The 10,752-nt window shown below is 39.5% G+C and carries 12 protein-coding genes and 1 tRNA gene; 11 read left to right on the top strand and 2 right to left on the bottom strand.

Annotation, left to right across the window (positions count from 1 at the left end; genetic code table 11):
• Nucleotides 1-13 precede the first annotated feature (13 nt).
• The 5 genes from ACUR5C_RS08555 (at nucleotide 14) to ACUR5C_RS08535 (ending at nucleotide 3,692) form a co-directional block, all read left to right on the top strand.
• Nucleotides 14-90 (top strand) — tRNA-Arg (locus ACUR5C_RS08555).
• A 518-nt stretch (nucleotides 91-608) separates the two neighbouring features.
• Nucleotides 609-977, top strand: a complete 369-nt coding sequence (locus ACUR5C_RS08550; protein ID WP_454464695.1) for a hypothetical protein — start codon at nucleotides 609-611, stop codon at nucleotides 975-977.
• A 66-nt stretch (nucleotides 978-1,043) separates the two neighbouring features.
• Nucleotides 1,044-1,994 (top strand): 23S rRNA pseudouridine(955/2504/2580) synthase RluC, encoded by a 951-nt coding sequence (gene rluC, locus ACUR5C_RS08545; RefSeq protein WP_454464694.1) that lies wholly within the window; start codon nucleotides 1,044-1,046, stop codon nucleotides 1,992-1,994.
• Between the two features lie 22 nt (nucleotides 1,995-2,016).
• Nucleotides 2,017-2,685 (top strand): HAD family hydrolase, encoded by a 669-nt coding sequence (locus tag ACUR5C_RS08540; protein ID WP_454464693.1) that lies wholly within the window; start codon nucleotides 2,017-2,019, stop codon nucleotides 2,683-2,685.
• Between the two features lie 104 nt (nucleotides 2,686-2,789).
• Nucleotides 2,790-3,692, top strand: a complete 903-nt coding sequence (locus tag ACUR5C_RS08535) for a DMT family transporter (protein WP_454464692.1) — start codon at nucleotides 2,790-2,792, stop codon at nucleotides 3,690-3,692.
• A 91-nt stretch (nucleotides 3,693-3,783) separates the two neighbouring features.
• Here ACUR5C_RS08535 and ACUR5C_RS08530 read toward each other — a convergent pair whose 3' ends face one another.
• Together ACUR5C_RS08530 and ACUR5C_RS08525 are read right to left on the bottom strand one after the other, a co-directional pair.
• The gene (locus tag ACUR5C_RS08530) at nucleotides 3,784-4,380 is read right to left on the bottom strand and encodes a Maf family protein (protein WP_454464691.1); all 597 of its coding nucleotides are present in this window, start codon (nucleotides 4,378-4,380) and stop codon (nucleotides 3,784-3,786) included.
• Nucleotides 4,377-6,212, bottom strand: coding sequence for an ABCB family ABC transporter ATP-binding protein/permease (locus ACUR5C_RS08525; protein ID WP_454464690.1), 1,836 nt, complete (start codon nucleotides 6,210-6,212; stop codon nucleotides 4,377-4,379). Before ACUR5C_RS08525 ends, ACUR5C_RS08530 begins: the two co-directional genes overlap by 4 nt.
• 265 nt (nucleotides 6,213-6,477) lie before the next feature.
• Between ACUR5C_RS08525 and ACUR5C_RS08520 the strand changes: the two genes are divergently transcribed.
• The 6 genes from ACUR5C_RS08520 (at nucleotide 6,478) to fabG (ending at nucleotide 10,570) form a co-directional block, all read left to right on the top strand.
• The gene (locus ACUR5C_RS08520; protein WP_454464689.1) at nucleotides 6,478-6,864 is read left to right on the top strand and encodes a DUF2750 domain-containing protein; all 387 of its coding nucleotides are present in this window, start codon (nucleotides 6,478-6,480) and stop codon (nucleotides 6,862-6,864) included.
• 129 nt (nucleotides 6,865-6,993) lie between these two features.
• Nucleotides 6,994-7,518: a YceD family protein gene (locus ACUR5C_RS08515; protein WP_454464688.1), complete on the top strand. Its 525-nt coding sequence runs from the start codon at nucleotides 6,994-6,996 to the stop codon at nucleotides 7,516-7,518.
• 16 nt (nucleotides 7,519-7,534) lie between these two features.
• A complete protein-coding gene (gene rpmF / locus ACUR5C_RS08510) occupies nucleotides 7,535-7,705 on the top strand; it encodes a 50S ribosomal protein L32 (RefSeq protein WP_454464687.1) in 171 nt (56 codons plus the stop codon).
• A 15-nt stretch (nucleotides 7,706-7,720) separates the two neighbouring features.
• Nucleotides 7,721-8,770, top strand: a complete 1,050-nt coding sequence (gene plsX / locus ACUR5C_RS08505) for a phosphate acyltransferase PlsX (RefSeq protein WP_454464686.1) — start codon at nucleotides 7,721-7,723, stop codon at nucleotides 8,768-8,770.
• Between the two features lie 59 nt (nucleotides 8,771-8,829).
• Nucleotides 8,830-9,768, top strand: a complete 939-nt coding sequence (fabD, locus tag ACUR5C_RS08500) for an ACP S-malonyltransferase (protein ID WP_454464685.1) — start codon at nucleotides 8,830-8,832, stop codon at nucleotides 9,766-9,768.
• 58 nt (nucleotides 9,769-9,826) lie between these two features.
• Nucleotides 9,827-10,570: a 3-oxoacyl-ACP reductase FabG gene (gene fabG, locus ACUR5C_RS08495; protein ID WP_454464684.1), complete on the top strand. Its 744-nt coding sequence runs from the start codon at nucleotides 9,827-9,829 to the stop codon at nucleotides 10,568-10,570.
• The last annotated feature ends 182 nt before the right edge of the window (nucleotides 10,571-10,752 follow it).

The raw sequence follows: 10,752 nt of genomic DNA, 5'->3' as shown, positions 1-10,752 counted from the left end.
AAAACTTTTTTTTGCGCTCGTAGCTCAGCTGGATAGAGCGGACCCCTCCTAAGGGTCAGGCCGCAGGTTCGACTCCTGCCGGGCGCACCAAAATCAGTAAAAACAGAGCCACCTTTTAAACAAGACCCAGAATACCCTGTATTCTATCGATACTTTTGCGATGGAAACTATCTAACGACCTATTTTTTTACATAAATAAAGCACTTTTCATTCTAGGGCACAAATGAGTTGATTTGGGTTATTAAAAATTTCAATTGAAGGTAAATCCAACTCGTTAGTTTGCTATTTAGTCGATAGTTTTCAAAATAGTCTTTGGAGACACTTAACATTAAAAATTATAGCTATAAAAGCTTTGTTATTAAGAGTAATTTATTGCTAAGAATTGCTTTTATTTTAAACACTTACTGCTATATTTTAATTAACAGTCTTAACTAAGCAGTTAAATAGTACTGGTTTAATTAGCGGCTGAACTTAAGTCTTTAAAATTAGGCTTAGGCGGCGGTTTTTATTTATCTGAAATGGAGTTTGTCTTTAACTAAAGTTCGCGCGCATGCTCTATTTTTTATAATTTAACCAGCATGGGTTATTATCTTTCCTTAGGTATTATTATGTTGATGTATAAAGGGTTTATTGGTCAAATTGACTACGACTTGCATACCCAAAAGCTCGTGGGCGAGGTTATAAATGCGCTAGACTTGCTCGAGTTTGATGGAGAGTCTTGTGTTGAACTTAAACTAAACTTTGAAAAAACGGTTGATGACTACCTCAAGCTTCAAGCTGAAGAGGGAGAAAGACCGGCTATTCCCTTCGTCGGCAATTTCACTGTTTGCTTACCTAGTGACAAGCAAAAGCTAGTAATAGAAGAAGCGCACAAAAAAGGGCAGTCAGTTAGTCATTGGCTTAATTACCTAGTCAATCGGCAATTATCACAGTATTTTCATCAATCTCAATCAGTTAATTCCGGGATAAAGCCTTAATAGTTAAAAATATCTAATTTTCTTTGATATACTGCCGGAAATTATGGGAATTGGATTACTAGGTTAGTGACAAGTTTTGATAAAGTACAATTAGTGACCATTGATGAAGATCACGATGGGCAACGTATAGATAACTATTTGTTTACCTTGCTAAAAGGCGTACCTAAAAGTCGCGTATACCGAATTTTGCGTAAAGGTGAAGTGAGAGTTAATAAAAAGCGCGTAAAAGCCGAGTACAAATTAACCTCTCAAGACGAAGTAAGAATCCCGCCAATACGAATCACCGAGAAAAGCCAATCAATTGATTTGCATAAATTAGATAGCGTACAACAGCTTGAAAGCCTGATTATTCACGAAACCAACCAATATATACTATTAAACAAACCAAGCGGAATGGCGGTACATGGTGGTAGTGGATTATCGTTTGGCGTTATCGAAGCTCTGCGGGCGCTGCGTCCTAAAGAAAAGTTTTTAGAGCTAGTTCACCGATTAGATCGAGACACGTCGGGCTGTTTATTAATAGCTAAAAGAAGAAGCTATTTAACTTATTTTCATGAACAGTTACGCAACAAACAAATGCGTAAAGAGTACTTAGCTATTGTAGAAGGAACTTGGGATAACTCGAAAAACCGCATTACTGCACCGTTAAAAAAGAATCAGTTAAAGTCGGGTGAGCGATTTGTCAGTGTAGAAAAAGACGGTAAAGCGTCTGAGACTTTATTTAAGTGTTTAAAAAGACTCAATGGGTTTAGTGTTATTAAAGCGATGCCACAAACCGGGCGAACCCATCAAATTAGAGTGCACGCTTTAGCAGCGGGCTGTCCCTTACTCGGTGATGCAAAATATAATAGTCAAACGCAAGCCGCACCTATTTTAAAAGAGTTTGGTCTAAAGACATTTTTGCTGCATGCCCAGCGATTGTCTTTTAAAATTCCAGACGATCCAAAGATCTACTCTTTCGAAGCAGAGCCCCCTGAAGTTTTTAATCAAGTGATCAATAAGCTCACTAACCGTTAATTTAAATTATGAGTAGGGCAAGATGAGTCAGCTAATAAGAGCGCAGTATTCTTTTGTAATATTTGACTGGGATGGAACCTTAATGGATTCGACCGGACGTATTGTGTCAGCGATGCAAACCTCTGCAAAGCTAACCGGATTGCCGATTCCAACTAAAGAAGCTGTCAAATCAATTATCGGCTTGAGTATGCAAGCGGTTATGCAGACTTTATTTCCAGGGTGTGATGCTACAACCAAGGAAAAATTTTTAGATATCTATCGGCATCAATATATCACTGGTGACACAACCCCGTCCCCGTTATTTGACGGCGTGTTAGAGAACCTTAACTGGTTAAAACAGCAGTCAATTTCTATTGCTGTGGCAACAGGAAAGGCAAGAGCCGGTCTCAACCGAGTTTTAGCAGAAGTTGATTTACTCGACTTCTTTGATATCACCATCTGTGCCGATGAGGCACAGTCAAAACCCCACCCGGAAATGGTCGAGCATTTAATGCAGCGCATGGGAAAAAGTAAGCCCGAAACATTAGTAATAGGTGATAGCGTACATGATTTAGGTATGGCTAATGCTGCAGGTGTAGCTTCTATAGGGGTTACCAGTGGGGCTAACGAATACGATCAATTAGCAGAACACAAGCCGCTATCGATTTTAAAAAATGTGGCTCACTTTAAAGCTTGGTGTGAAGCTAATTAAGTTCCAGCATGATATTACTTTTTGCCTGTCTCAGGTTTTTTTAAACTGGCAGGGCAATAAAGCGATAATATACAGTCGCTGGATTAATTTGGCCGCTAATTCCAATGCTTAAGATTCCGTCAACAAAGTTGAGTGCAAGTCTTTTATTAATCGCAACGATGTTTGCAGTTGCTCTTGTGACTGTTTTGGCAAAGTCAACATTAAACCAAGTTGACGGTTTTACCTTTGTTTGGCTGCAAGTGTTATTCGGTTTTATCGGCATTTCTCTGATAGAAAGTGTTAGAAAAACTTCATTTAATTTCAACCAAATTAGCCGTGCTCATTGGGTCATCATTATTACGATGGGAATTTGCAATTTTACGATTGTAAAAACCTTATTTATATTATCGCTCGAACTATTGCCGGTAAATACTCACGCTTACTTAATTAATTTTGTTGGTATAGTTACCATGTTGTTAAGCGCACTCGTATTAAAAGAAAAGCCGACCATTTGGCAATTGCTAGGAGCATTAATTGCTTTGTTCGGTGTCCATGTTTATTTTCTAGTGGTACCTACAGGCGATACACTCACTGGAGTTATTTTGAGTATCTTAGCAGTCGTCTTTTTAGCCATTACCAATATATTAATGCGTAAGCTGCACATCAATACTGCTAGCAAACCGAGTTCAGGAGTGGTCTCATTTATCGCGATCACGAGTGGGGGGTTACCTTTAGTTTTAGTAGGTTTATTTAATTTAGCTCCGCTTTCTAGCATTTCTCACTACAATTGGTGGGTTATTGGTTTAAATGGCGTGGTGTCTATCGCGTTAACTATGCTTGTTTTTAATTATGTCATGCAGTTTTTAAGAGCTTTTGAAGCAAGTATTTTGGCCTCTAGCGGACTAGTTTTTGTTGCACTTTTGTCTGTACCTATACTCGATGAAGTTATTCAAACTAACCAGTTGCTTGGTATGTTTTTATTGGTTTTAGGCATTGTTTTTGTGCAGGTTTTTCAGCGTAGATCTTAGTTTTAAATTATCGCTATAAATTAAAGCCTTAAAGTACCTAGGCTGCGCTGGCTATAACTAACAATAAAAGTGCTTGAGTTTGCTTTTATCACTAAGGAATATTAACGCCAAGCAACCTAAGTAACTTACAAGTAGCAATTAAAGGCAAGCCTTCTAAAGCGGTAGGGTCATCGCTAGTGACGCTCTCAAATAAACTAATTCCCAATGACTCAACTTTAAAACTACCGGCACAATCGAAAGGCTTTTCAGCTAATAAATAGTTCTCGATAGTTTGCTTAGATAACTGCCTAAATTTCACACTAACTCGACTTTCTAAGTAGGCTTGCTTGTGCGGCTTTCGCTGGGTAGCGCAAACACCTGTTATAAACTCTACTTGCTTACCAGAAAACTGTGCCAGTTGTTGGCGGGCGTTTTCAAGCGTGTGCGGCTTACCAATAATTCGCCCCTCAAATACGCCAGCTTGATCAGATGCTAGAACCAATGCGTTTGGGTGAAGGCTTAAAGCGGCGACGGCTTTTTGAACCGAAAGGCGCTCCACCATTGCTTGTGGTGATTCTTCGTGCAAAGGGGTTTCATCAATATTAGGAGCACAAACCTGGAAAGGAATCATTAAACGTTTAAGTAATGCACTTCGGTAAGGAGAGCTAGAGGCTAGTACTAAAGGTGGATTATAATTTTGCTCACTCATGATGACGCCTTTTGATGTTGTTGCTTTTGCCATAATTTATAATATGCGCCCTGTGCGGCCAATAATTGGGTGTGGCTGCCTTGCTCTTTAATTTCACCTTGTTGCAATACTATGATGGTATCGGCATGCACAATGGTAGATAGCCGGTGCGCAATAATTAAACTGGTATAGTCTGCAGCTATTTCTTTAATTGCTGAAAGAATTTTATTTTCTGAAATACTGTCTAATGAAGAAGTGGCTTCATCAAAAATAAGTAACTGGGGCTGTTTTATTAGTGCACGAGCAATGGCAACTCGTTGTTTTTCGCCGCCCGAAAGTTTTAAGCCTCGTTCGCCTACTAGGGTATCCCTGCCTTCTGGTAATTCTTCAATAAATTGCTGCAAGTGAGCTAGCTGAATGGCTCGCTCTACCTCGCGATCAGTAGCAGTAGGCTTACCATAACGGACATTCTCAAAAATACTATCATTAAACAGTACGGTATCCTGTGGCACAACCCCAATATGTGCGCGTAAAGATGCTAGGCCAAATTGAGTCAGAGAAGTTGACCCAACTTGAATAGTGCCATGGGTAGGATCATAAAATCTGAGTAACAGCTTAACAAGGGTTGATTTACCTGAACCACTTGAGCCAACAATCGCAACGGTTTGGTTGGGTAAAATATTAAAACTAATTTGCTTTAATATTTGACGGTTACTTTGATAACCAAAGCTAACTCGATCAAAACTAATAGGTTGGTTTAAACTGGTTAATGTTTGTGCATTGGGTTGCTCGATAACCGACGGTTTAGTGGCGAGTAATTCAAACATTTTTTCTATATTAACGATAGCAACACGAATTTCTCTGTAGACAAAACCAAGGAAGTTCAATGGCATAAATAGTTGCATCATAAAAGCATTAATTAATACAAAGTCGCCAACACTTATCAGTCCTTGACTAACTTGTCCAACGGCTAAATAGAGTAGGCTGGCCACAGCTATGCTGATAATTAATGCTTGCCCGGCATTTAAAAAAGACAAACTAAGTCGATTTTTAAGTTTGGCTGCTTCCCAGTTTTTTAAGTCGCTATCGTAACGTTGAGCTTCAAACTTTTCATTAGTAAAGTATTTTACGGTTTCGTAGTTTAATAAACTATCTATTGCACGTGTGTTACTTTGCGAGTCAGCAGAATTAGCTGCCCGAACGTATTGGTTGCGCCAATTGGTTACAACCACGGAAAAACAAATATAAATTAAAATCGCTGTCGAAGTAATCAGCCCAAATTCCCAACCGTAATTTGTGAGTAAAATACCAACGACTAAAGAAATCTCTAACAGCGTAGGGATAATATTAAATACCATAAAACGCATTAAAAAACTGATACCATGGGTTCCTCGCTCTATATCACGCGACAACCCGCCAGTTTTACGGTTTAAGTGAAAGTTAATATCCAGCTGATGCAAATGTTGAAATACGCTTAAACTAATCCGTCGAATGGTTCTTTCGGTTACGCGGCTAAACAGAGTGTCTCTAATTTCTCCAAATAGCACATTGAGAAAGCGCAAAGCACCGTAGGCAATCACTAAGCTGACAGGGGCTAACAAGTATTGGTATTGTTGATTAAAATTGAGTAGGGTGCTTTGATTACTATCTGCCGATGTTGTGTTTGGAACTAAACTATCGACTATCGCTTTTAAAATAAATGGTAAGACTACTGTGGCGAGCTTTGCCAGTATCAAAAACACAATGGCCAGCAATGCTCTCCATTTAAACTCGGTTAAAAAAGGCAGCAACTGTTTAACGATTGACCAGTTAATTGCTACGTTGGTATCAATTGGTTGTCCACTTCGGCGCATTCGTTTGGGTTCAATAGATTCAATTCAATTTATTGTAGCAGGGCAAGCGGCAATACCCTAGCTTGTAGTTATACTCATTCAAATTTTACTTAATGTTCTTGCTGGCTAATATTTAAACAATAAAAAACTTAAATTATGTTAATGATCGTTGTTAGTAAAAAATATAGGGTTCGCTACTACAATTGGTTATAATTAGCCCTTTATAATCAAACGCACTATCCTGGTTAGCAACTGCTGCTTATTACCAAATAAAATGGGTTCTTCTATGTCAAACCAAAGTGAATCAGCACAACTTACCGAGTCTAATCTACTAGGCTACTATCAAAGTTTTCTTGACGAAGTAGTAGAAACCGAGTTGGTTTGGGGGCTTTTTAACGGTGAAGACTGGGCAGTATGTGAATCGGAAGATTTTGCCGGAAGAGAAGTCATCTTATTTTTCTCATCAGAAGCTCGAGCCGCCAAACTTGCGGTAGAAGAGTGGGCTGATTATCAAGCGACACCTATCGATCCAGACGAATTTATTGATGATTGGCTACATGGCATGCATGAAGACGAAGTGTTAGCCGGTACTAATTGGGATGAAAACCTAATTGGACCTGAGATTGAGCCAGTAAAGCTAATTGATGATTTACTCGATGAAGACTATGAATAAGTAAATTAGACAACTATAATTCGCCAATTACAGTAATTTTCCAAAATTTGAGCTGATTATGTGGATAATTAAGCTGATTTTGTGAATTATTTTGCCTTTTAACAAGCTTTTGGGTAGAATCGCGCGCCTATGCAACAATCCCTTGAAAACAGTAGTATTCAGCCAACTAAATTGGCGAATAAAAATGGCCAAATTAAGTTTAATTGGCCGATCGCTTCTTTTGAACGACTAAAAGAGCTTTTATATTCAGAAAATGGGCAAGTTGCTATTGAGATAAACGCTGAGTATGATCATCGACGTCAGTGTTTGTTAGTGACCAATTTGGTTGCCGACGTAACACTACAGTGTCAAACTAGTTTTGACCCAATAGATTATAAGATCGAGCGAACGGTGACTTTTTGTGCCGTGGTTGCCGAAAGTCAATTTGTAGATGTTGACGAAGAATACGAACCTGTTTTGATGGAAGATGGCAATTTAGACATTAAACAGGTTGTAGAAGACGAATTAATTTTATCTATTCCGCTTGTAGCTAATAAGCCAATAGAGGAAATCGAGACAAAGATGAGTTTTGGTGAGTTAGACGAAGCCGAAATTGAAAAGGCTGAAAAAGCGGCAAACCCTTTTTCAGTATTACAGAATTTAAAGAAAACTTAAGTTTAGGAGAAATACCATGGCTGTTCAAAAGAATAAAGTTACCCGTTCAAAGCGAGATATGCGTCGTTCACACGATGCTTTAGTAGACAACACTGCGTCTTTATCAGAAGACCAAACGACTGGTGAGCTTCACAGACGTCATCATATGACTGAAGATGGCTTCTACCGCGGTCGTAAAGTACTTTAATTAAATCAAGCAGTTTTGACTCAGGTCATCATTGCGATTGATTGCATGGGGGGCGATTTTGGCCCCTCAGTTATTCTGCCTGCAATAAAAAAGGCAATAAATAACTATCCGCTAGTCAAGTTCCAGCTTTACGGTCAAGTAGAGCAACTAAATCGACACCTAAAACAACTTAAAATTATTAACAACCCTAACATTTCAGTAATTGCCTCAAAGCAAGACGTTCTCATGGACGACTCTCCAGCGTTAGCTATGAAGACTAAAAAATCATCATCAATGCGACTGGCTTTAGAAGCGGTGCGAGACGGCAGAGCTCATGCCTGTGTAAGTGCAGGTAATACTGGCGCATTAATGGCAATTTCGCGGTATATCTTAAAAATGCTGCCTGGTATTGATAGGCCTGCAATTATATCGGCTATTCCTACTTTAAAAAATGATCATGTATTTTTATTAGATTTGGGGGCGAATGTTGCTTGTGATGAAAAACGCTTAACCCAGTTTGCAATTATGGGAAATGAGTTAGCTAAGTGTTTAGATAAGCAGGTCGCGCCTAAAGTGGGGTTGTTAAACGTTGGGGAAGAGGATAATAAAGGCTCAGAAACATTGCGAAAAGCCTCACAACTGATAAGCGAAATTGACGGCTTAAATTATTCTGGATTTGTTGAGGGCAACCAGATTTTTAGTGGTGACTACCAAGTTATCGTAACCGATGGTTTTACGGGTAATAATGTACTGAAAGCATCAGAAGGATTAACCCATTATTTAGCCCATAAAATTAAGCATGCCTTTGAGAAAAATTGGTGGGCTAAGTTTTGCGGATTACTTGCTAAGCCAGTAATCGCTGCGTTTAAAGCCGAGGTTAATCCAGAAAAATACAATGGTGCCTGTTTAATAGGGTTGCGTGGTATTGTCATTAAGAGCCACGGAAGTGCTAATGTGAATGCGACTTATTGGGCAATACAAGAAGCAATCACTCAAGCCAACCAGAAACTGCCTCAAATAATAAGAGAGCGATTAGAACAAGCAAAACCAAAAATTGATCAAAGCGCTGAAATAATAACTAAATAAAGCCTGCTGTTGTAGAAGGCGTTATTTTTACTAACAAAAATTAGCAACAGGAAACAATGATGAGTTCAACAAAATTTGCGATGGTTTTTCCCGGTCAAGGCTCACAAAGTATTGGTATGCTTGCCGACTTTATGAACGAGCAAGTAGTTATTGATACGTTTAGTGAGGCGTCTCAGGTGCTTGGCTATAACGTGACAGAGTTAGTCGCTCAAGGTCCCGCAGAAAAGCTCAATGAAACCCAAATTACTCAACCCGTATTACTAACCGCTAGCGTTGCTTTATGGCGCTTATGGCAAAGTCAAACAGAAGCCCGCCCGAGTTATTTTGCAGGCCACAGTTTAGGCGAATATTCTGCGCTTGTTGCCGCTGAAGTTATTGATTTTCGCGATGCATTACAATTGGTTGAAAAACGCGGCGAATTTATGCAAAAAGCAGTTCCGGCGGGTACCGGTAAAATGGCAGCCATAATCGGATTAGATGACCTGCTTGTGATTGAAGCTTGCGAAGAGTCAGCGGGTGAAGAGGTTGTATCGGCAGTTAATTTTAATTCACCTGGTCAAGTTGTTATTGCAGGTAATGTCGCTGCGGTAGAAACGGCAATGCAAAAATGTAAGGATAAAGGTGCTAAACGAGCTTTACCTCTGGCTGTTAGCGTACCGTCGCACTGTGCATTAATGAAACCAGCGGCGGAGTCATTACAAGCGGCTCTAGAAGAAATTGCGATTAATACGCCACAAGGTCAAGTCATCAACAATGTTGATGTAATGATTGAACAAGATGCAGATAAAATTAAAGCGGCTCTAGTAAGACAGCTTTATTGCCCAGTACGTTGGACAGAAACTGTTCAAATGCTTGCCACAAATGAAGTAACTCAACTGGTAGAGTGCGGCCCTGGCAATGTGCTCAGCGGTTTGGCTAAACGTATTGACCGCTCATTGATTGCGCATCAACTAAAAGATAAAGAGTCTTTTAATCAAGTGGTTGGAGCAGTTTCTTAAGAAATTGCTTTAATATAAGCGAGCTTAAAAGCCGGATAAATTAAACCTGGAGAAAAATATGAGTGACGCAAAGTTGGCGTTAGTAACTGGTGCTTCACGCGGAATTGGTAGAGCCATTGCAGAAAACCTAGCTAATGCTGGTTACATAGTGGCAGGAACCGCGACTTCACAAAAAGGTGCAGACAATATTACCCAAATATTACAAGACGCAGGCTATCAAGGCGCTGGTTTTGTGGTAGATGTTTCGAGTGCAGACTCTATAGAGGCACTCATTAAAAGCTTAAAAGATCATTATGGTAAAACGCCAGAAGTTTTAGTTAATAATGCCGGAATCACTAAAGATAACCTACTTATGAGAATGCAAGATGATGAGTGGGATAGCATTTTGGAAACTAATTTAACCTCTATTTACCGACTCTCAAAAGCTTGCTTACGAGGAATGATGAAAGCCCGTTGGGGAAGAATCATTAACGTGGGCTCAGTAGTAGGTTCAACAGGAAATCCCGGACAAGCAAACTATTGCGCTGCGAAAGCCGGTGTAATAGGGTTTAGTAAATCGCTTGCCAAAGAAATAGGTACCAGAGGTATTACTGTAAACGTAGTAGCGCCAGGATTTATTGATACCGATATGACCAAAGCACTTGAGGAGTCTCAGCGGGCAGAATTAGCGAAAGGAATTCCTTTAGCAAGACTAGGCTCACCGCAAGATATCGCTAACGCGGTAGGCTTTTTAGCTTCTGATGGTGCTGGTTATATTACTGGAGAAACTATCCATGTAAATGGAGGTATGTATATGGGATAACAGTTAACTGTTACCCGTATTTACATAACAAATTAGATTAAACCTTTATTTTTAAGTGATTTTTGTGTTTAATATGGCTCTCGCTGAGTTCACGCGAATAAAAAGTAAGAGTTTTTATTGAAAGGGCTAGTGGTCAGACCAAGAAAAAACTTCGGCCTGTAACTTGCAACTTTACACAAAAT

This window comes from Aliikangiella aequoris, assembly GCF_053709105.1.
This window is presented reverse-complemented; position numbering and strand designations above follow the sequence as displayed.

Coding starts and splice junctions, on each gene's coding strand:
- fabG (WP_454464684.1), top strand. CDS start 9,827: ATGAGTGACGCAAAGTTGGCGTTAGTAACTGGTGCTTCACGCGGAATT.
- ACUR5C_RS08550 (WP_454464695.1), top strand. CDS start 609: ATGTTGATGTATAAAGGGTTTATTGGTCAAATTGACTACGACTTGCAT.
- ACUR5C_RS08530 (WP_454464691.1), bottom strand. CDS start 4,380: ATGAGTGAGCAAAATTATAATCCACCTTTAGTACTAGCCTCTAGCTCT.
- ACUR5C_RS08540 (WP_454464693.1), top strand. CDS start 2,017: ATGAGTCAGCTAATAAGAGCGCAGTATTCTTTTGTAATATTTGACTGG.
- ACUR5C_RS08515 (WP_454464688.1), top strand. CDS start 6,994: ATGCAACAATCCCTTGAAAACAGTAGTATTCAGCCAACTAAATTGGCG.
- rpmF (WP_454464687.1), top strand. CDS start 7,535: ATGGCTGTTCAAAAGAATAAAGTTACCCGTTCAAAGCGAGATATGCGT.
- fabD (WP_454464685.1), top strand. CDS start 8,830: ATGAGTTCAACAAAATTTGCGATGGTTTTTCCCGGTCAAGGCTCACAA.
- ACUR5C_RS08525 (WP_454464690.1), bottom strand. CDS start 6,212: ATGCGCCGAAGTGGACAACCAATTGATACCAACGTAGCAATTAACTGG.
- ACUR5C_RS08520 (WP_454464689.1), top strand. CDS start 6,478: ATGTCAAACCAAAGTGAATCAGCACAACTTACCGAGTCTAATCTACTA.
- ACUR5C_RS08535 (WP_454464692.1), top strand. CDS start 2,790: ATGCTTAAGATTCCGTCAACAAAGTTGAGTGCAAGTCTTTTATTAATC.